This window comes from Ruegeria sp. BB9, assembly GCF_056539345.1.
Genome location: NZ_JBQFUU010000004.1, coordinates 225088 through 243655 on the forward strand (window position 1 = coordinate 225088; position 18568 = coordinate 243655).

The following is an 18568-nucleotide window of genomic DNA, read 5'->3' on the forward strand; positions in this document are numbered from 1 at the left end:
TATCGCTAGGACAGCTTCGGTGGTCGAATCCGGTTACATCGAATTGCCTTGCAGGCGCAAGGTTCCAAATTCTGGAACCGGAAACGCCCATAGTCGTGTTGAGGGTCTTACGCCGTTACACGTCGTCCGGCGCCGATGCCGGCGATCTTGTCCAACAGGTCGATGATTTCACTCGTTCCGCTGCCGCTCCGCAGGTTGGTGAATACGAATGGTCGATCGCCGCGCATCCGGGCCGCATCGCGCTGCATCACCGACAGGTCCGCTCCGACATGCGGAGCAAGGTCGATCTTGTTGATGATCAGGATTTCTGAACGGGTGATCGCGGGGCCACCCTTGCGGGGGATCTCTTCGCCCGCGGCCACGTCGATCACATAGATCGTCACATCCGCCAGTTCCGGGCTGAAGGTGGCCGACAGGTTGTCACCGCCAGATTCGATCAGAACGATCTCGACCTCGGGGTGACGGCGCACCATCTCGGCCACCGCGGCCAGATTGATCGAGGCATCCTCGCGGATCGCCGTATGCGGGCAACCTCCGGTTTCCACGCCGATCACCCGGTCCTGCGGCAGGATCTGCATGCGCATCAGCGCCTCGGCGTCTTCCTGCGTGTAGATGTCATTGGTGATCACCCCGATCGAGTGGGTGTCGCGCAGCGCGCGGGCGAGGGCGGCGGTCAGGCTGGTCTTGCCCGCACCGACCGGGCCGCCGATGCCCACCCGCAGAGGGCCGTTCATGCTGCTCATGTGCGGAAAATCCTTGGTTGTTGGGTTTCATGTTGCATGGCCGCGATCTCGGCCAGAAAGGCGGTGCCGGACAGGGCGGACAGATCGGCCTCCACTGCCGCGTGCGCCTGATGGGCGCACAAGGGCGCCATGTCCCGGACGACCCCTTGGGCAGCGGTCTGGCCCAGGGGCATCAGCCGCTGCGCAGCCGAAACAAGATTGCTGATGAACGCATGCAGATACAGCCGCGCGGTTGGCTCCACCGGCAAACCAGCCTGGCGCGCGGCGCAGCCGACGGCGACGGGGTAGGTCAGATCCGTCAGCTCGATGCCCCAGACTGCAGCCGTCACACCGCAGAAGGCCGCGCCCTGTTGCGCGGTCTCGAACCTGCGCTCGAAGGGGCCGGCGAAGGCGCGGGCCATATCGTCAAGTTCGGCCACGGCCAGCTCGGATTTGGCGCGCCAAGCGGAGGTCAGAAACAGGGCATCCGACCATCCGGCACCGTGTTCCAGCACATCATGCAGCCAGTCCCGCAGGCTGGCCGCATCGTGCACCGCGCCCGATTGGACCAAGCGTTCCAGCCCATGCGAATAGGCAAACGCCCCGACCGGGTAGGCGGGTGACAGCCATTGCGTCAGCGTCAGCAGATCAAGGTCAGTGGCTGTGGCCATGCGTCCGTCCGTGCCCATAGGCGCCACCTTCGGGGCTGAAGGGCGCGCGGATGTCCTGGACCGTCGCGCCAAGCTTCAACAGCATGTCGCGGATCACATGGTCGCGGCGGATCACCAGGCGTTCAGGCTCGATCTGGCAGGGGGTGTGACGGTTGCCGATATGCCAGGCCAGCCGGGTCAGATCGGGGCCGGTGACGGCGAACAGGTCCTCTTCGGCGGCGACCACCTCGATCAGGCGGCCATCAGCCAGTTCGAACGCATCCCCCCCGTCCAGCGAGGTCGTCTGCGACAGATCCACCAGGAACTCTTCATTCTGTGCGGTGCGCAGCATCCGGCGGCGCAGAAAGCGGTCTTCGTAGTTTAGCGTCACGGTGCCATGGGTTTCGTCCCACTGCCCGTTGCGGCGGATTTTCTGTGATGTGGCAAGCATCAGGGCGTCCCTTCTCAGAACAGGAAATAGCGTTGCGCCATGGGCAGGGTTTCGGCGGGCTGGCAAGTCAGCAATTCGCCGTCGGCGCGCACCTCGTAGGTTTCGGGGTTCACCTCGATCTCGGGCAGGGCATCGTTCAGCCGCAGGTCGCGCTTGCCGATCGCGCGTGTGTTGCGCACGGCGACGGTCTGCTTGGCCAGGCCAAGACGCGCGGCGATGCCGTCCTCCTGCGCGGCTTCCGATACGAAGGTCGCCGCGCTCTGTTCGACCGAGCGGCCATAGGCCCCCCACATCGGCCGCGAATAGACCGGCTGAGGCGTGGGGATCGAAGCGTTCGGGTCGCCCATCTGCGCCATCGCGATGGTGCCGCCCAACAGCACCATCTCGGGCTTCACGCCGAAAAAGGCGGGGTTCCACAGCGCCAAATCAGCGCGTTTGCCCTCTTCGATGCTGCCGATATGGGTGCCAAGCCCGTGCGCGATGGCCGGGTTGATCGTGTATTTCGCGATATAACGGCGCACGCGGAAATTGTCGTTGTCGCCCGTCTCTTCAGGCAGGCCCCCGCGTTGTTTCTTCATCTTGTCGGCGGTCTGCCAGGTGCGGATCAGCACCTCGCCCACGCGGCCCATCGCCTGGCTGTCGGACGCGATGATGCTGAACGCGCCCATGTCGTGCAGAATGTCCTCGGCCGCAATGGTCTCGCGCCGGATGCGGCTTTCAGCAAAGGCCACGTCCTCGGGGATGGATCTGTCGAGGTGATGGCAGACCATCAGCATGTCCAGATGCTCTTCGACCGTGTTCACGGTAAAGGGCCGGGTCGGGTTGGTCGACGATGGCAGCACATGCCCTTCGCCGCAGATCTTGATGATGTCGGGAGCGTGGCCGCCGCCCGCGCCTTCGGTGTGGAAGGCGTGGATCGTGCGGCCTTTCATGGCGGCCACGGTGTTTTCGACGAAGCCGCTTTCGTTCAGCGTGTCGGTGTGGATCATCACCTGCACGTCCATCTCGTCGGCCACCGTCAGGCAGCAATCGATGGCCGCCGGGGTGGTGCCCCAGTCCTCGTGCAGTTTCAGGGCGCAGGCCCCGGCCAGGACCTGTTCGCGCAGGGCCGCCGGTTGCGAGGCGTTGCCCTTGCCCGCAAAGGCCAGGTTCATCGGAAAGGCGTCGGCCGCCTGCAGCATGCGCCCGATATGCCAGGGGCCGGGCGTACAGGTGGTGGCCAGCGTGCCATGCGCCGGGCCAGTGCCGCCGCCCAGCATGGTGGTCAGGCCGGAATGCAGCGCATCCTCGATCTGTTGCGGGCAGATAAAATGGATGTGGCTGTCGAACCCGCCGGCGGTCAGGATGCGGCCCTCGCCGGCGATGGCCTCGGTACCGGGGCCGACTATGATATCCACGCCGGGCTGCGTGTCGGGGTTGCCCGCCTTGCCGATCTTGGCGATGCGCCCGTCCTTGAGGCCCACATCCGCCTTGTAGATGCCCGTCCAGTCGACGATCAGCGCATTGGTGATGACGGTGTCCACCGCCCCTTCAGCGCGGGTGGCCTGAGACTGGCCCATGCCGTCGCGGATCACCTTGCCGCCGCCGAACTTGACCTCTTCGCCATAGGTGGTCAGGTCGCGCTCGACCTCGATGATCAGGTCGGTATCCGCCAGCCGCACCTTGTCGCCCTTGGTGGGGCCGTACATGGCGGCATAGTCGGAACGTTTGATCCGGGCTGGCATCAGAGGTCTCCCATAACTGCGCCGTTGAACCCGAACACGCGCCGCGCGCCGCCGATCGGGATCAGCTGCACCTCGCGCCGCTGGCCGGGTTCGAAACGCACGGCGGTTCCGGCGGCGATGTCCAGCCGCATGCCGTGGGCGGCGGCCCTGTCGAAGTCCAGCGCCGGATTGGTTTCGGCGAAATGATAGTGCGAGCCCACCTGCACGGGCCGGTCGCCGGTATTGGCCACCATCAGGGTGATCGCCGTCGCGCCCGCGTTCAGCTCGATCTCGCCGGGGGCGGTGATGACCTCTCCGGGGATCATTTGCGTGCCTTCAGCCAGAATGCGACGCCGCCGATCGCCAGCAGCAGGACCAGCACCAGCCAGGTGCCTGAGTCATGCGGGTGCAGGTGCGGCCCGTCATGCGCCAGCGCGGGCGCGGCCATCAGGGCGAAGGGCAGGGAAGCCAGGTTTCTCATCGTCATCTCCTTCAGCGGATGGGGTTGTGAACGGTGACCAGCTTGGTGCCGTCGGGGAACGTCGCCTCAACCTGCACCTCGTGGATCATCTCGGGGATGCCGTCCATGCACTGATCGCGGGTGATGACCTGCGCGCCGGCCTCCATCATGTCGGCGACCGAGCGGCCGTCGCGGGCACCCTCGACCACGGCATCGGTGATCAGCGCGATGGCCTCGGGGTAGTTCAGGCGCACGCCTCGGGCCAGGCGCTTGCGCGCCACCTCTGCGGCCATGGCAATCAGCAGTTTGTCTTTTTCACGCGGCGAGAGTTGCATGTCAGATCATCCAGGGTCTTGGCAGGGAATTGCGGGTCAGCCGGTTCAGTAACGGCACAAGGGTCTGGCGCAGCGTGAAACCGTCGGGCGCCAGCAGGCGCATCAACAGCATGTCGTCACCCACAAGGCTGACGCCGCCGGTGTCAGGCAAGGCCGCGCGGATCGGGTCCAGATGCGCGGCGGCATCCGGGCGGATCAGTATCAGGCTGCTGAGCGCGCCTGCGCCGTCGCCAACGCCCGGCCGGGCCACTTCCGCCGCCAGATCACCGGTCAGACGCAGCGCGTCCAGATGGGCCAACCGGCCCGCGCGCCAGATTTCGATGCGGTCTTGGAAGTGGGCCGCAGTAATCCGCTCGCCCATCGCGGCGCGTCCGAAGATCAGCGATTCCACCAGCAGCACGCCGGCATCGGGGGCCAGATCGACACGCAGGCGGCGGTCGATCGCGCAACCATCGAACAGGATCGTTTCCTGCGGTAGCCAGTTCAACTGGCCGCCTGCCGCAACGGTCAGATCTGTCCGAATCCGGCCCGGAGTTGCTCCGGACGCGCGGTAGGCGCGCTCGGCGGCCTGCGTGGTCAGGGTCAGATGTGCATTTCCTTGAGCGGTGGCGGAAAGGTCAAAATTGTCTCCGCCGGTGACGCCGCCGGCGGTATTGACCAGAACGGCCTGCATGTCAGCGCCATCGCGCCGAGGAAACAGCAGCTTCAGCGACCCCTGCTGGCGCAGGTCCTGCAACTCGGTCCGGCCCGCGCGGCCAATCACGGACACAACACCCCGCCCGACGGCTCGGGGGGGCGCGGCGATCGCTTGCGCGGGAGTTATTGCGGACAAAGAGGTTATTGGAAGCTCCGGGCGAGAGGACTGTCGGATGCGAAAGCACCACAGCCTTTTCCTCGAGTCAGCGCAGCCCGGCAGAGGCAATTGAGTCAGAATACTTGTCCGCCCGCTTTATGGGCATTATTACCCCCATCGCCCGAAAAATAGGCATCACACCAATGCGTGTGATGATCCGGCTCTCGGCTCCAAACCAAAAGAAAAGGGCGGCCAGTTTGGCCGCCCGATCCGATGTCTGTCGCCGGTCAGAGCGTGATGCGGAAGGCCGCGAAGCCGTCGGCCCCGTCGCCTGCATCTTCCAGCGCCAACCCTTTGACGTCGCTGATGTAATCACGCGCCTTGGGGCCGGTTTCGAATAGAACGGTGGTGTCGCCCAGCGGTGCGAAGGACCAGTTGCCGTCGGCCTTGGGGTCGATCGTGCCCTGTTCGACGATATAGCGCACGATCACGTCGCGGTTGGTGTCGGGGGCCTCGAAAACGATGGTGTCGCCCATCGCGCCCGGGAACGATCCGCCGCCCGAAGCGCGGTAGTTGTTGGTGGCGATGATGAACTCCATGTCGTCGGTCACCGGGGCACCGTTGAACTGCAGGTTCACGATGCGCGCCGCGTCTGGGTTGACCTCTTCGCCTTTCGGGCCAAAGCGCGAGGGCTGAGACAGGTCGATCTGATAGGTCACACCGTCGATCACGTCGAAATTGTAGGAGGGGAATTCGGGGTTCAGCAGCAGCGCATCCTTGGCGCCCGGCTCGATCTGGTTGAACATCCCGGCCGAACGCTCCAGCCAGCCGCGCAATTGCGCGCCGTTCACGCGAACCGCGCGCACGGTGTTGGGATAGAGATACAGATCGGCCACGTTCTTGATCGCCACATCGCCCACCGGCACGTCGGTATAGTATTCCGGGCCACCCCGGCCACCGGCCTTGAACGGCGCGGCCGCCGACAGGATCGGCAGGCCTTCATGCTCGGTGCCTTTCAGCATCTCTTGGACATACCATTTCTGCGCGATCGACACGATCTGGACCGACGGATCATCGGCCACCAGCGCGAAATAGCTGTGCAGCGGGGCCGAGGTCTTGCCCACCGCGCGGCGCACATAGGCCAGTGTTTCTTCGTGATCCTGCGCGACCGAGGCCAGCACTTTGGGGTCGTCCTCGACCAGCGCGGTGATCGAGCGGTCTTCGTTGCGCTTCGAAATCGGCCGCGCCTCGGAGGTGGTAGTGACCACGCGCCATTCGTTGCCGTCGCGTTCCAGCAGCAGGTCGAGCACGCCCAGATGCGACCCCCAGAACCCGCCCATGACGGCCGGCTTGCCCATCAGCGTGCCTTTGTCCACGTCAACGCCCGCACGGTCGGCGAAGGTGGGCGAGGGGAAGACCAGGTGGTTGTGCCCGGTCACCAGCGCGTCGATGCCATCGACCCCGCCCAGCGGAACCGAGGCGTTCTCCATCCCGTCCGCGTGATCGGCCGCGCCGATGCCCGAGTGCGACAGGGCCAGGATCAGATCGCAGCCTTGCTCTTTCATCTCGGGCACATAGGCCTTGGCGGTCTCGACGATGTCGCGGGCCTGCACGTTGCCTTCCAGGTGGCGGCGGTCCCAGTTCATGATCTGCGGCGGGGTGAAGCCGATGACGCCGATGCGGATCGGCTGCTTGCTGCCATCGCCCAACTCGATCTCGCGGTCGAGAATGACATAGGGCTGCACCAGCGTCTTGTCCGCGCGCGGGTTGGCGCCCTGTTCCTTGGCGATATTGGCCAGCACGATCGGGAACTGCGCCCCGGCCAGCGATTTTTCCAGAAAGCTCAGGCCATAGTTGAACTCGTGGTTACCCAGCGTCGCGGCATCATAGCCCAACGTGTTGAACGCATTGATGATCGGGTGGGTGTCGCCATCGTTCATGCCACGCTCGTAAGCGATGTAGTCGCCCATCGGGTTGCCCTGAAGAAAGTCGCCATTGTCGACCAGCATCGAGTTGGTGGCCTCGGCCCGGATCTGGTTGATGATCGAGGCCGCGCGCGACAGCCCCACCGTATCGCGCGGCTTGTCGGCGTAGTAGTCGTAGGGAAAGACGTGAACGTGAATGTCGGTCGTTTCCATGATCCGCAGATGCGCCTGATTGCTTGCGGCGGCGGCGGAGAACGGGTGCAGGGAAACCATGGCGACGCCGGCCGTGGTGGTGGCCAGGAATTGACGCCGCGACATCGCGAATTTGCTGGATAGGGTCATGAGGCACCTCTCGAAATAAATTGGTCGACGCATCATCTGAACGTTTATGACGACAATGATGTGACAGCGCGATCCGAGGGGATCACCCGGCGCACCGATGGTTCAGACTGACCGCTTTTGACACCCGAGTAAAGCGTCCACCCGGCCATCGACCCGCGCTTGGGCCGTGCGGCGCCCAAGGTGCTGTTGTGCGGGCCCGGGCTGGGGAGCCCGGGCCGCGGCCTCAGTCCTTTTTCACGTCACCGGCAAACCGCGCGGCGTTTTCCCGCGCAAAGGCGCTGGCATCAGCCGAAGCATCCCAGAACTGGGGATTGGCCTTGGGAATGGTCAGCGCCTTCTGCACTGCGGGCCGGGCATCAATGCGGTCGAACCATGCGTTCAGATGCGGAAGGTCATCGACCTGAACCCGCGCCCAGACATAGGCCCGCGCCCACGGGTACAGCATCATGTCCGCGATCGTGTATTCGCCCGCCGCGATCCAGTCGCGCCCATTCAGGCGATCATTCATCACCTCCATCAGGCGGCGGCTTTCGTTCACGTAGCGGCGGATCGAGAACGGCTCGGTATGGCCATTGGGTGCAGCAATATGCTGGAAATACATGGCCTGGCCCATCATCGGACCCACATGCCCAACCTGGAACAGCATCCACTGCATCACCTCGGACTGTTGCACGGGGTCTGAGGGCAGAAACTGACCGTATTTCTGCGCGAGGTGCCACAGGATCGCGCCGCTTTCGAAAATCGCACGACCTTCGGCCCGGTCCTCGATCACCGGGATCTTGCCGTTGGGGTTCAGCGACAAGAACGCCGGCGTCTTTTGTTCCTGCTTGGAAAAGTCGATGGGGGTCAGGTCGTAGGCCACGCCTGCCTCTTCCAGAAAGATCACCGGCTTGTAGCCATTCATTGTGGCCGCGGTGTAGAGGTGAATGTCAGGCCGCGACATGCGCGATTTCCTCGAAATGCTGCTTCAGATGCGCGTCGAACCGCTGGAAATCCTGCTCGATCCGGGGGTTCTTCATCACGTCGAAAGCCGCGAAGGTGGGCAGGGGCTGCATCGCCAGAAACTTGGCGTTCAGGTGCATGGGCCACAGCAGGTCATCGACGCTGGCCCCTGCAAAGAACGGCTCGGCGGTGTTGTCGAACGCCTCGCTCGGGGCGTTGAAGGTCACCGACAGCATGTATTTCGTTCCGTGCAGCAGGCCACCGGTGCCGTAGTTGGCCTTGGGCGCCTCGGCGGTCCGGCCGTCGCCGGCCAGCAACCGGCCGTCCATGCCCGCGGTATAGACCTCGTCGATGTATTTATTGAACACCCACGGTACACCCATCCAGTTCACCGGAAACTGCATGATGACCACATCCGCCCAGACATGGGCGTCGATCTCGGCATTGATGTCGTACCCTTCGGCAACCGTGGTCACGCGCACCTCGTGGCCCATACCGGCCAGTGCGTCCTGCGCCCGTTGCACCAGCGACGCATTCAGGCGGCCAGGTGCGAATTCATAAGGCTGCGTACCGTTCACGATCAGGATCTTGTTCATGTCCATATCCTTGGTTTTGAAACTGCTTGCCCCTTGACTTCGGTTGGGGTGAAACCGAACTTGAGAACGGTAGTGATGAAATGCAACCAGTTTACTTTTTGTAACCTGAAACTGGACTGGAGTAGGCGATGCGTGCCCGTATCGAACAGGACGACCAAGGCAAGCGGCAAGCGGTGGACGCGTGCCGCGAACCATGCCCCATCGAGCGCGGCATGCGGATCATCGGTGGCAAGTGGACCGGGTCGATCCTATGGCACCTCAAAGACGAGCCAGTGCGCTTCAATGACCTGTCGCGGATGATCGGCGGCGCCAGCAAAAAAATGATTGCCGAACGCCTGCGCCAATTGGAGCAACAGGGCCTGGTACTCCGCCAAGTGCTCGAAACCTCACCGGTTTCAGTGCAGTACTCCGTGACCGAACGTGGACGCACCGCGCTGGGTTTTCTGGACGAGCTGCGGAAGTGGAGCGAGACCTTGCCGGATACGCGCGCCTGATCCGTCAGCGGTCCTTCTGCAGCGGCCCCGTGGTTTCCCGTGCGATGAACCGGGCTGAAACTTCGGACACGATTACCGGCATATCAGGGTCTTTTATCCTGTCCAGCAGAGTGCGCGCGAGCTTGCGGCCCAACCGCTTTGGCGAAACCGCCATGGTACTGAGCGCGGGAATTGCGACCGAGGCATCCTCGGTATCGTCAAATCCAACAATCGAAACATCCCGCCCCGGCTGCAACCCAGCCCGCATCAAACCGAAACACGCCCCCAAAGCGACCATGTCCCCATTGCAGACCACCGCCGTGACCTCTGGATGGGCGTCATGCAATTTCAGCATCTCCTGCATACCCGCACGCTTGGTGTCAGGTGAGGGCCAGATGATCGGCGGACCCAAAGACAAGTCCTGCAGCGTACGCTGGTACCCGGATATGCGCTGCTTTCGAACGGGGTTCATGCCAATACCGCCGAAAAATGCTATGTGTCGATGCCCAAGATCTGCCAAGTGATTTGTCGCGGTCGCGGTCGCCTCGGCATTTCTGATGCCCACATGATCAAAATCGGGGCTGACATGGCGCAGAAAGGTCACCGTCGGCAAACCATGCGTGCGCAAAAGTTGAAGGGTTTCTGCCGTGGTCTCCAGCGCAGGCACCCACAGCAGGCCGCCGCGCCCATTGCGGATGAAATCCCGCAATTGCTTGCCCTGCCGGTCCGCGTCGTCGCGCGTGTCCAGGATCGAAACCAGATACCCCTCGGCCTCCAACAGTTCGACCGCTCCGCTGACGACTTCGGCGTTGAACGGGTTTGCGAACTGGTTCAGAACGAACCCGATTTCCCTGTTCTCGCCCGATCGCATCGACGCCGCGCGCGAGTCAGTGACATAGTGCAGGTCCTCGGCCGCCTGCAGCACTTTCTTGCGGGTCTGCTCGGAAATCCGCCCGGTGCCGCGCATCACCTGACTGACCGTCGGGATCGAGACTCCGGCGGCTTTGGCGACACTGGCGAGGGTGGGTTTGGCGGGCATTTCTCGGACTTCTGATATATCGTTGCATCATCAAAATGCCCAACCCACATGGGTATTGCAACGAGCAATTCCTACGAACTTCAAAACTTTGGGCCAACCGATTGGAAAAAATTCGTTGACGCAAGATATATCGTTATATCATGCTAACGGCATCGCCTGGGGTGAGTCGCCGCACGACACGCACAGCAAACCGACCCCGCCGGGCAGAACGGGCAAAAGGCCCAATCGAAACTCTGGGAGGAGTCCATGTCAATTCAATCCAAGCTGGTCGGTGCCGCATCCGGCCTTGTTCTGGCCCTGGTCACAAACGTGGCGCAGGCGGAGGTTCTGTTCTGGTCGACGCAGGCCAAGCCGGTCGAAGAGGCGCAGGCCATGCGCGAGCAGGTTCTTTCAGGCTTCGAGGGTGGCGTGGACTACCAGCCCAATGACGGCGGCCCCTGGCTGACGCGTCTGCAGGCCGAATTGCAGGCCGGTTCGGGCACGATCGGCGTTCTGGGCGCGCTGCATGGCGACTTCTCGGCCATGAACCCCGATGATCTGGTCGACCTGAATGATCTGGGCATCGCCTCGGCCTCGGACACGTTCAACGAACTGGCGACCCTGGGAGCAGGCAGCCTGCAATACATCCCCTGGATGCAAGCCAGCTATATCATGGCGGCCAACAAAGAGGCGCTGCAGTACCTGCCCGAAGGCGCAGACATCAATGCGCTGACCTATGACCAGCTGATCGAATGGGCCGCCAACGCGCATGAGGCTGCCGGCGAGCCGAAATTCGGCTTCCCGGCCGGGCCCAAGGGCCTGAAGCACCGCTTCTTCCAGGGCTATCTGTACCCGTCCTATACGAACGGCGTGGTGCGGACCTTTGCGAGCGACGATGCCGTGACCGCGTGGGAAAAATTCCGCGAGCTGTGGACGCATACCAACCCGGCCTCGACCAACTTCTCGTTCATGCAGGAACAGCTGTTGTCGGGCGATGCCTGGATCGTGTTCGACCACACCTCGCGTCTGGCGCAGGCCTTCAACGAGCGGCCTGATGACTTCGTGGCCTTCCCGGCCCCGGCGGGCCCGACCGGGCGCGGCTTCATGCCGGTACTGGCTGGGGTTGCGATCCCCCGGACGGCCCCCGACATGGAAGCCTCGAAGGCTCTGGTCGCCTATATGATGAAGCCGGAAACCCAGATCGCCACACTGCGCGCGACGAACTTCTTCCCGGTCGTCGCGGTTGACCTGCCCGCCGACCTGCCGCCGGCCGTCAAGGCCGCGGGCGACGCGGTCGCCAAGATGAGTGGCTCGGCTGATGCCAACCCTGGTCTGCTACCCGCGGGACTGGGCGACAAGGGCGGTGACTTCAACCGTGTTTATACCGACGCGTTCGAGCGGATCGTACTGGGCGGTCAGGACATCCGCACCGTGCTGGACGATCAGAAAGGCGCATTGGAGGCGATCATGCAGGAGACCGGCGCGCCCTGCTGGGCTCCGGATGCGCCTTCGGACGGTCCATGCCCCGTCGAATAAGGGTCTGACCTGATCCCGACACCGGGCTTGACGCAGGCCCGGTGTCCCCCGACCTCTCTGCCCGAAACCACCGGAACTTCCGCAAGGAAAGGAGCGATCTGATGAACGCTCGTGTGTTGCCCTATGTGCTGATCCTGCCTGTGACGGCGTTTCTGTGCCTGTTTTTTCTGTATCCTTTCGTCCTGGTCGCCAAGCAGGCTTTCAACACCGGCGACGGATTTACGCTGGACAATTTCCGGCAGGTGGTCGGGTACTGGAAATTCCCGATCTCGCTGCAGAATACGCTGCTGCTGGCGGCGGCGGTGGTTCCGGTGCAACTGGCGCTGGCGCTGCTGATGGCCACGATGGTCAACAAGATGCAGCGAGGGCGCGACCTGGTGCTGTATGTCTGGACCATCCCACTGGGTATCTCGGATCTGGCCGCGGGCATCATCTGGCTGGCGATCTTCGAACAGTCGGGCTTCCTGAACTCCATGCTTTCTGGGCTGGGCGTAGTGGACCGGCCGGTGAATTTCCTCAGCTATCAGCACCCCGGCGTGGTGTTCCTGGCCATCGCCCTGGCCGAGATCTGGCGCGCTACGGCGATCATGCTGGTAATCCTGGTGGCCGGGATCGGCCTGATCCCCAAGGAATACTACGAGGCGGCCGAGGTCTTTGGCGCCTCACCCTGGAAACGCTTCACCCGCATCACGCTGCCGCTGCTGCGCCCGTCGCTGCAGACGGCACTGGTGCTGCGCGTGATCCTGGCCTTCGAGGTCTTCGCCGTGGTGCTGGCCCTGGGCGGCACCCTGTTCCCCGTCCTCATGAGCGAAACCTACGCCTATCAATTCGACCTGCTTGACAGCGGCGCAGCGGCGGCGATGGCGCTGATCATCCTCGCCATCTCGATCGGGTTCACCCTGATCATCCTGCGCGCCCTGCGTGTCCCGAAAGGAGCCACGATATGACGACCGTCACGACCGATGTCGCCGCGCCCGATACACGCCGGGCCGGACGATATGTCTACATCGCCGCGGTGGTGCTGCTGTGCGCCTGGGTGCTGGTGCCGCTGTATTTCCTGCTGATCAACACCTTGTCCTCGCCGGAAACGGTGAACAGCTTCCCCAAGCCCTTCATCCCCGAATTCGACCTGGGCAGCCTGGGGTTCTTTGCAGGCTTCGCGGGCATCCTGACCGCACTCAAGAACTCGATCCTGGTGGCGGGACTGACGATGATCATGTCGATCCTGATCGGCGCGCCGGCAGGCTATGCCCTGTCCCGGTTCGACTTTCGCGGGAAAGAGGCGTTCCGCCTGCTGATCCTGCTGACCCGGGCCTTTCCGCTGCCGCTTCTGGCGCTGCCCTTGGCGGTGATGTTCATCCAGACCGGACTGGATGACACGGTATTCGGCCTGTCTCTGGTGCACACCACGCTGGCCATCCCGTTTGCGGTGCTGATCACGTTCTCGCTGTTTTCCGGCATCCCGCTGGAACTGGAAGAGGCCGCCTGGACGCTGGGCTGCACCCGGCTGACCGCCTTCACCAAGGTGGTGCTGCCGTTGATCCTGCCGGGGATCACGGCCTCGGCCATCTTCGCCTTCGTGATCTCGTGGAACGAGGTGTTCGCCGCCGCCGTCCTGACGATCGAGAACCGGACCCTGACGGCCTTTTTGCTGCAGAACCTCGACACCTCGCCGCTGCATCTGAAATTCGCGGGCGGTTTCATCCTTGTCGTTCCGGCACTGATCTTCATCTTCGCCGTGCGCAAATACCTGTTCGCCATGTGGGGCATCGCCAACCGCTGACAGCCCCAAGGAGTTGGAATAATGGCAGAAATTCAAATCAAGAATGTCGCGAAACGCTTTGGCAGCTACCAGGCGCTGCACGACATCAACCTGACCATCCAGGACCAGGAATTCATGGTTCTGCTGGGGGCCTCGGGCTGCGGCAAGACCACGCTGCTGCGGATCATCGCCGGGCTGGAGACCGCGACCGTGGGCGAGGTTTGGATCGGCGGGCGCCGGGTGGATCACCTGCCGCCCAAGGATCGGGGCATCGCCATGGTGTTCCAGAACTATGCCGTATTCCCGCACCTGACCGTGTTCGAAAACATCGGGTTCGGCTTGCGGATGCAGAAACTGCCCAATGACGAGGTCAAGCGCCGGGTCGAGCGCACTGCGGGCCTGATGCATATCGACCAGCTGCTGGGGCGCTATTCGGGCGAGCTGTCCGGCGGTCAGCGCCAGCGCGTCGCCGTGGCCCGCGCCCTGGCGATGGAGCCCGACGTGATCCTGATGGACGAGCCCCTGTCGAACCTGGACGCGCTGCTGCGGATGGAGATGCGGGCCGAGCTCAAGGGCGTTCTGGCCGAAAGCAACACCACTGCCATCTATGTCACCCACGACCAGGTCGAAGCCATGAGCATGGCCGACCGGATCAGCGTGATGCATCAGGGCAAGATCGTTCAGGCGGCCTCGCCGATCGAGGTCTACCGCAACCCGGCGGCCGAGTTCGTGGCCGGATTCATCGGCAATCCGCCGATGAACTTCCTGCCCGCCACTCCGACCAGAGACGGCAAATGGACAGTCGCGGGCCAGATCCTCGACGGGCCGTCCCGGACCACGCCGCTGCATTTCGCCATCCGCCCCGAGGATCTGCGCCCGGCCGACACGGGCCTGGCCGCCACGGTCAAGGTGGTCGAGCCCTTGGGCGCGCACCTTCTGGTCACCTGCAGCGTGGATGGCGCCCTGTTCCGCGCGGTTCTGGACAGCGATCTGACCGTCCGCCGCGGCGACACCCTGACCCTGGCCCCGCAGCCCGACCGGGTGCGCTGGTTCGACCCCGAAACAACCCTGGCCGTGGCCTGAGGAGCGCGCAATGAAACAGGATCTGATCGAACAGGCCCGCGCCGTTCTGGCCCGAAACGACCGGGGCGACTACACGGTGCCCACCCACGGCCTCTATCCGTTCCAGTGGAACTGGGATAGCGCGCTCAGCGCCCTTGGGTTCTCGCATTTCGACGAAGCCCGCGCCTGGCGCGAGATCGAGACCTTGTTTCGGCATCAGTGGGATGACGGCTTGGTGCCGCATATCATCTTCCACGAGATGAATGACGGCTATTTCCCGGGGCCGGATGTCTGGGCCACGAGCCGCGCGGTTCCCACCTCGGGCATCACGCAGCCAGCGGTGGCCGGGTTCGCCGTGCGCCGGATCCATGCGCGGGCAAAAAACCGGGCGCTGGCCGATGCGCAGGCCCGCAACCTGCTGCCCAAGATCCACGCCTGGCACCAATGGTTCTATACCAACCGCGACCCGCAGGGCACCGGTCTGGTCGCCATCATCCACCCGTGGGAGTCTGGGCGCGACAACTCGGTCGATTGGGACGCGGCGCTGGCCCGTGTCCCGACCGAGGGCGTGGGCCCGTTCCAGCGTCGCGACGTAGCCCATGCCAACCCGGCCCACAGGCCGACCGATGAAGAATACCGCCGCTATATCTGGCTGGTGCAACATTTCCGCGACCTTGGCTGGGACAATTCCAGGCTGCATGACGCCTCGCCGTTCCGGGTCGTCGATCCGGGGTTCAACGCGATCCTGATCCGCTCGTGCCTCGACCTTGCCGCGCTGGCCGACGACTTGGGCGAAGCCGAGATCGCAAGCGCCTCACGCGCCTTTGCGCAAGCGGGCATCGCGGCGATGGACGCCCTGTGGAGCGAGACCCGTGGGCAATATCTGTGCTTTGATCGGGTCACCGGGGAGTTGATCGACAGCCCCTCGATCGGCGGGTTGCTGGCGGCGTTCTGTCCCATCCCCGAGCACCGCGCGCAAGCCATTGCCCAGCGGTTGGAAGCCATCGGTGCCACGGTCCCGTATCTGGTGCCCAGCCACGACCCGGCGGCCCCCGAATTCGACGGGCTAAGGTACTGGCGCGGGCCGGTCTGGCTGATCGTGAACTACATGATCGCAGATGGTCTGCAACGCGCCGGGCAAACCCGGATCGTGCAGCGGATCGTCGACGACAGCCTGCGCCTGATCGAGCAAAGCGGCTTTGCCGAATATTACGACCCGGTCACCGCCGAACCCTGCGGCGGCAGCAGCTTCACCTGGACGGCAGCGATGGTGATCGAGATCCTGAACGCGGAAACTTCCCCGGCATGAGCGGTGCCGCACCGATCCCCACTCAACGGGCATGGGCCTGACCGATGACGGGCCCGTCCATTGTTTCCGCCCCCGGGCAGGAGGACTGGGTCGAGCAAGCCCTTCTTGCGGAACTGCGGGCCACCGCGCCGCAAGGGGTCAATGACAGCATCACGCTGATTGCGCAGGACGGCGCCAACCGGGTGGGCGGCCTGCATGGCGCAACCTCCTATGGGTGGCTGCTGATCAAGACCTTATGGATCGACCCGGCCCATCGACGCTGCGGTTTGGGCCGGCAGTTGCTGGACCACGCCTTTGCCGAGGCGCGCCGGCGCGGGTGTCATTCTGCGTGGCTGGACACATCCAACCCGTCCGCCGCGCGGTTCTATGAGGCTTTGGGATTCGAGCCCTTTGGTCGCCTGGCCAACACGCCCACGCAAAACCCGCCCGGACATTGCCGCTGGTTCTTGCGGCGCGCCTTGCCGTAGCCGTCACCACGCCGCCCTCACAACCGTTTGGCCGGATCGAACACCTGCTGCCACCGCTGTGCATAGCGGGATCTATCAGCCTTGGGTGCCAGGGCGGGAACCACCGGAGGCGTGCCCGCCAGAACTGCCTCGATCGATTTGCGCCACGCCTTGGGATCGGACCCGCACGGGATCACGCCGCTTGCCCCGATCCGGTCACGCAGACCGTCGACCATGCTGACGATGACCGGACGCCGCGCCGCGCGCGCCTCATCCGCCACCAGCCCGTAGGCCTCCCACCGCGAGGGCATCGCCACCACGTCCACGGCCCGGTAGGCCTCGGCCGGGTCGTCGGCGTGGCCCCGAAACTCGATCCGCCGGTCGCCTGCGGCCAAGGCTGCAAGGCGGTCGCGCTGGCTGCCTTCGCCAAAGATCACAAGCCGTGCATCGGGGTTGGGGCACATGCGAAACCCTTCGATCAGCAGATCGAAACCTTTCTGCGGCTCGAGCCGTCCGATCGCACCGATGACCCGGGCCGCCTCGACCGGCCCGGCTGCGCGGGCAACCGCGCTCAGGTCGACCTGGGGCGAGATCACGCTCAGCTTGGATGCGGGGGTCAACCGCCGGTCGGCCATCCAGCCGGCCTGCGCCTTGCTGACGGCGATGACCTGATCGAACAACGAATAGGTCACGCGCAGCATCGCAAAGAACCGCCGCTTGTGCGGCACGTTCAAGGCGGTGAAAGACCGGGTATAGCTGTGTTCGACATGAACCAACCGCGTGGTGGGATGCATCGCCCGCAAGGCCGAGAAGGCCGGCAGGCAGCGCCAGCCGGGGGCAATGTGGCACACGATGACATCGGCTTGGAAACTGCCCCAGCTGAAGGCGGTCCGCTTGACCGGGCGAACCTCTTGGTGGACTTCGTCGGCCAGTTCGGGCAGCTGCGCAAGATGGTCGAGCATACGCATGACCCCACCGGTCGTGGTGTCATCAACAAGGTGAAGAACGGTGATCTTGGACATTTGGAAACCTCGGTTCAGATGGAAGTCTGGCGGCGCATGAGGCGACCGGCTTGAACAACAGGCGCCGGCCCGACCGCGCGCAGGGCTGCGGCTGCGATGATGGTGGTCAACGTTTTTGCGGGTTCTTCGATCAGGGGCCGGGCGCTGGTTGAAATCGACCGCTGCGCAAGCTCCCAAGCCTTGTGCGCATCCAGATTGCTGACCGCGCGGCGCGCAAGATAGCGCAGCTGATAGGCGCGCGCCGCCGCCTCGTGCCGGGCAAAGAATTCAGGGTTCAGTGGACGCAGCTTGTCGACCATCCGCTCCCACGCCTGCAACTGACGGTCCAAGGCCGCCGACAGGCCGGTCGCATGGATCCGGTAGCGGGTCAGCAGCCCCGGCACGCCTGCGATCTGCCAATCCGTCGTCAGCATCAGCCGCAGCCAGCATTCGATGTCCTCGGACTGGCGAAAGGTTTCGTCAAAGACCCAGTCGCGCTTGGTCTCGAACGCTGGGCGGTAGGCCAGATCCAGCAAGGCCGATTTGCGCGCTACCGCTGCCGACCCATTGCCGATCGGGTTGCGTTTCAGGACATGTGCCGCCGTCACGTCCCGCAGGCGCGGCGACTGGCGGACGCGCATCAGCCGACCACCCTCGTCGATCATGGCACTGCCGGAATAGCTGATCGCAAGGTCGGGTTCGGCCTGCAGGTGACGCACATGGGTGGCCAGCTTTTCCGGCAGCCACAAGTCGTCGGCGTCGCAGAAGCCGACGAACTCTCCCCGCGCGGCCGCGATGCCAGTATTGCGCGCCCCGGCGAGGCCGCGGTTTTCCTGCCGGATCACCCGCACTTTGGGGTCGGTCGCATGGGCGCGGGCAATGGCGGGGGTTTCGTCCTGCGAGCCGTCATCCACGATGATGATTTCGAAATCATCATGGGTCTGCGACAGAAGCGAGGCCAGAGTCTCGGTCATGGTCGCGGCGGTGTTGTAGGCGGGAACGATGATGGATGCCTCGGGCATTTTTGGTCTCCTGGTTGGAA

Annotated in this window: 21 protein-coding genes; 7 read left to right on the forward strand and 14 right to left on the reverse strand. The window is 64.1% G+C overall.

What is annotated here, in order from left to right:
* Window positions 1-107: 107 nt before the first annotated feature.
* The 11 genes from ureG to ACR0FC_RS14915 form a co-directional block, all read right to left on the reverse strand.
* Window positions 108-743 carry an urease accessory protein UreG gene (gene ureG, locus ACR0FC_RS14865; protein WP_170341535.1) on the reverse strand — a complete coding sequence of 212 codons (636 nt, stop codon included), beginning with the start codon at window positions 741-743 and terminating at the stop codon, window positions 108-110.
* Window positions 740-1393 (reverse strand): urease accessory protein UreF, encoded by a 654-nt coding sequence (locus ACR0FC_RS14870; RefSeq protein ID WP_254437821.1) that lies wholly within the window; start codon window positions 1391-1393, stop codon window positions 740-742. Before ACR0FC_RS14870 ends, ureG begins: the two co-directional genes overlap by 4 nt.
* Window positions 1377-1823 (reverse strand): urease accessory protein UreE, encoded by a 447-nt coding sequence (locus ACR0FC_RS14875; RefSeq protein WP_170341538.1) that lies wholly within the window; start codon window positions 1821-1823, stop codon window positions 1377-1379. Before ACR0FC_RS14875 ends, ACR0FC_RS14870 begins: the two co-directional genes overlap by 17 nt.
* A 14-nt stretch (window positions 1824-1837) precedes the next feature.
* Entirely contained in the window at window positions 1838-3547 is a 1710-nt protein-coding gene (gene ureC, locus ACR0FC_RS14880; protein ID WP_170341540.1) for an urease subunit alpha, read from the reverse strand.
* Window positions 3547-3852, reverse strand: coding sequence for an urease subunit beta (locus ACR0FC_RS14885; RefSeq protein WP_170341542.1), 306 nt, complete (start codon window positions 3850-3852; stop codon window positions 3547-3549). The genes ureC and ACR0FC_RS14885 overlap by 1 nt, the downstream gene beginning before the upstream one ends.
* Window positions 3849-4007 (reverse strand): hypothetical protein, encoded by a 159-nt coding sequence (locus ACR0FC_RS14890; RefSeq protein WP_170341545.1) that lies wholly within the window; start codon window positions 4005-4007, stop codon window positions 3849-3851. Before ACR0FC_RS14890 ends, ACR0FC_RS14885 begins: the two co-directional genes overlap by 4 nt.
* 11 nt (window positions 4008-4018) lie before the next feature.
* Window positions 4019-4321 (reverse strand): urease subunit gamma, encoded by a 303-nt coding sequence (locus ACR0FC_RS14895; RefSeq protein WP_005976933.1) that lies wholly within the window; start codon window positions 4319-4321, stop codon window positions 4019-4021.
* Between the two features lies 1 nt (window position 4322).
* Window positions 4323-5090 (reverse strand): urease accessory protein UreD, encoded by a 768-nt coding sequence (locus ACR0FC_RS14900; RefSeq protein ID WP_315901699.1) that lies wholly within the window; start codon window positions 5088-5090, stop codon window positions 4323-4325.
* Window positions 5091-5401: 311 nt separating this feature from the next.
* A complete protein-coding gene (locus ACR0FC_RS14905; protein ID WP_437342519.1) occupies window positions 5402-7381 on the reverse strand; it encodes a bifunctional 2',3'-cyclic-nucleotide 2'-phosphodiesterase/3'-nucleotidase in 1980 nt (659 codons plus the stop codon).
* 223 nt (window positions 7382-7604) lie between these two features.
* Window positions 7605-8324: a glutathione S-transferase family protein gene (locus tag ACR0FC_RS14910; RefSeq protein ID WP_170341546.1), complete on the reverse strand. Its 720-nt coding sequence runs from the start codon at window positions 8322-8324 to the stop codon at window positions 7605-7607.
* Window positions 8311-8919, reverse strand: a complete 609-nt coding sequence (locus ACR0FC_RS14915) for an NAD(P)H-dependent oxidoreductase (RefSeq protein ID WP_170341547.1) — start codon at window positions 8917-8919, stop codon at window positions 8311-8313. The genes ACR0FC_RS14910 and ACR0FC_RS14915 overlap by 14 nt, the downstream gene beginning before the upstream one ends.
* Before the next feature lie 128 nt (window positions 8920-9047).
* Here ACR0FC_RS14915 and ACR0FC_RS14920 point away from each other — a divergent pair, with 128 nt between their 5' ends.
* Window positions 9048-9413 (forward strand): winged helix-turn-helix transcriptional regulator, encoded by a 366-nt coding sequence (locus ACR0FC_RS14920; protein ID WP_170341548.1) that lies wholly within the window; start codon window positions 9048-9050, stop codon window positions 9411-9413.
* A gap of 4 nt (window positions 9414-9417) precedes the next feature.
* On the opposite strand, the gene ACR0FC_RS14925 is transcribed toward ACR0FC_RS14920, so the two are convergent.
* A complete protein-coding gene (locus ACR0FC_RS14925; protein ID WP_170341549.1) occupies window positions 9418-10431 on the reverse strand; it encodes a LacI family DNA-binding transcriptional regulator in 1014 nt (337 codons plus the stop codon).
* A 246-nt stretch (window positions 10432-10677) separates the two neighbouring features.
* Here ACR0FC_RS14925 and ACR0FC_RS14930 point away from each other — a divergent pair, with 246 nt between their 5' ends.
* The 6 genes from ACR0FC_RS14930 to ACR0FC_RS14955 all read left to right on the forward strand — a co-directional run bounded on the left by ACR0FC_RS14930 (window position 10678) and on the right by ACR0FC_RS14955 (window position 16546).
* Window positions 10678-11946, forward strand: a complete 1269-nt coding sequence (locus tag ACR0FC_RS14930) for an ABC transporter substrate-binding protein (protein ID WP_170341550.1) — start codon at window positions 10678-10680, stop codon at window positions 11944-11946.
* A gap of 101 nt (window positions 11947-12047) precedes the next feature.
* Entirely contained in the window at window positions 12048-12893 is an 846-nt protein-coding gene (locus tag ACR0FC_RS14935) for a carbohydrate ABC transporter permease (protein WP_170341551.1), read from the forward strand.
* Window positions 12890-13729 (forward strand): carbohydrate ABC transporter permease, encoded by an 840-nt coding sequence (locus ACR0FC_RS14940; RefSeq protein ID WP_170341552.1) that lies wholly within the window; start codon window positions 12890-12892, stop codon window positions 13727-13729. Before ACR0FC_RS14935 ends, ACR0FC_RS14940 begins: the two co-directional genes overlap by 4 nt.
* Window positions 13730-13750: 21 nt before the next feature.
* Entirely contained in the window at window positions 13751-14791 is a 1041-nt protein-coding gene (locus ACR0FC_RS14945) for an ABC transporter ATP-binding protein (protein WP_170341553.1), read from the forward strand.
* A gap of 10 nt (window positions 14792-14801) precedes the next feature.
* Window positions 14802-16079 carry an amylo-alpha-1,6-glucosidase gene (locus ACR0FC_RS14950; RefSeq protein ID WP_170341554.1) on the forward strand — a complete coding sequence of 426 codons (1278 nt, stop codon included), beginning with the start codon at window positions 14802-14804 and terminating at the stop codon, window positions 16077-16079.
* A 44-nt stretch (window positions 16080-16123) separates the two neighbouring features.
* Window positions 16124-16546 carry a GNAT family N-acetyltransferase gene (locus tag ACR0FC_RS14955; RefSeq protein ID WP_170341556.1) on the forward strand — a complete coding sequence of 141 codons (423 nt, stop codon included), beginning with the start codon at window positions 16124-16126 and terminating at the stop codon, window positions 16544-16546.
* 17 nt (window positions 16547-16563) lie between these two features.
* Here the strand turns inward: ACR0FC_RS14955 and ACR0FC_RS14960 are convergent, their stop codons facing one another.
* Complete coding sequence (locus tag ACR0FC_RS14960) at window positions 16564-17547, reverse strand: glycosyltransferase family 4 protein (RefSeq protein WP_170341558.1); 984 nt, start codon at window positions 17545-17547, stop codon at window positions 16564-16566.
* 14 nt (window positions 17548-17561) lie between these two features.
* On the reverse strand, window positions 17562-18548 hold the full coding sequence (locus tag ACR0FC_RS14965; RefSeq protein ID WP_170341560.1) for a glycosyltransferase family 2 protein: 987 nt from the start codon (window positions 18546-18548) through the stop codon (window positions 17562-17564).
* Window positions 18549-18568 lie beyond the last annotated feature (20 nt).

Bases quoted from the DNA above. Each gene is read 5' to 3' on its own strand.
- ACR0FC_RS14950 (WP_170341554.1), top strand. From the start codon at position 14,802: ATGAAACAGGATCTGATCGAACAGGCCCGCGCCGTTCTGGCCCGAAAC.
- ureG (WP_170341535.1), bottom strand. From the start codon at position 743: ATGAGCAGCATGAACGGCCCTCTGCGGGTGGGCATCGGCGGCCCGGTC.
- ACR0FC_RS14965 (WP_170341560.1), bottom strand. From the start codon at position 18,548: ATGCCCGAGGCATCCATCATCGTTCCCGCCTACAACACCGCCGCGACC.
- ACR0FC_RS14885 (WP_170341542.1), bottom strand. From the start codon at position 3,852: ATGATCCCCGGAGAGGTCATCACCGCCCCCGGCGAGATCGAGCTGAAC.
- ACR0FC_RS14925 (WP_170341549.1), bottom strand. From the start codon at position 10,431: ATGCCCGCCAAACCCACCCTCGCCAGTGTCGCCAAAGCCGCCGGAGTC.
- ACR0FC_RS14930 (WP_170341550.1), top strand. From the start codon at position 10,678: ATGTCAATTCAATCCAAGCTGGTCGGTGCCGCATCCGGCCTTGTTCTG.
- ACR0FC_RS14905 (WP_437342519.1), bottom strand. From the start codon at position 7,381: ATGACCCTATCCAGCAAATTCGCGATGTCGCGGCGTCAATTCCTGGCC.
- ACR0FC_RS14895 (WP_005976933.1), bottom strand. From the start codon at position 4,321: ATGCAACTCTCGCCGCGTGAAAAAGACAAACTGCTGATTGCCATGGCC.
- ureC (WP_170341540.1), bottom strand. From the start codon at position 3,547: ATGCCAGCCCGGATCAAACGTTCCGACTATGCCGCCATGTACGGCCCC.
- ACR0FC_RS14870 (WP_254437821.1), bottom strand. From the start codon at position 1,393: ATGGCCACAGCCACTGACCTTGATCTGCTGACGCTGACGCAATGGCTG.
- ACR0FC_RS14910 (WP_170341546.1), bottom strand. From the start codon at position 8,324: ATGTCGCGGCCTGACATTCACCTCTACACCGCGGCCACAATGAATGGC.
- ACR0FC_RS14920 (WP_170341548.1), top strand. From the start codon at position 9,048: ATGCGTGCCCGTATCGAACAGGACGACCAAGGCAAGCGGCAAGCGGTG.
- ACR0FC_RS14875 (WP_170341538.1), bottom strand. From the start codon at position 1,823: ATGCTTGCCACATCACAGAAAATCCGCCGCAACGGGCAGTGGGACGAA.
- ACR0FC_RS14890 (WP_170341545.1), bottom strand. From the start codon at position 4,007: ATGAGAAACCTGGCTTCCCTGCCCTTCGCCCTGATGGCCGCGCCCGCG.
- ACR0FC_RS14935 (WP_170341551.1), top strand. From the start codon at position 12,048: ATGAACGCTCGTGTGTTGCCCTATGTGCTGATCCTGCCTGTGACGGCG.
- ACR0FC_RS14940 (WP_170341552.1), top strand. From the start codon at position 12,890: ATGACGACCGTCACGACCGATGTCGCCGCGCCCGATACACGCCGGGCC.
- ACR0FC_RS14945 (WP_170341553.1), top strand. From the start codon at position 13,751: ATGGCAGAAATTCAAATCAAGAATGTCGCGAAACGCTTTGGCAGCTAC.
- ACR0FC_RS14960 (WP_170341558.1), bottom strand. From the start codon at position 17,547: ATGTCCAAGATCACCGTTCTTCACCTTGTTGATGACACCACGACCGGT.
- ACR0FC_RS14955 (WP_170341556.1), top strand. From the start codon at position 16,124: ATGACGGGCCCGTCCATTGTTTCCGCCCCCGGGCAGGAGGACTGGGTC.
- ACR0FC_RS14915 (WP_170341547.1), bottom strand. From the start codon at position 8,919: ATGAACAAGATCCTGATCGTGAACGGTACGCAGCCTTATGAATTCGCA.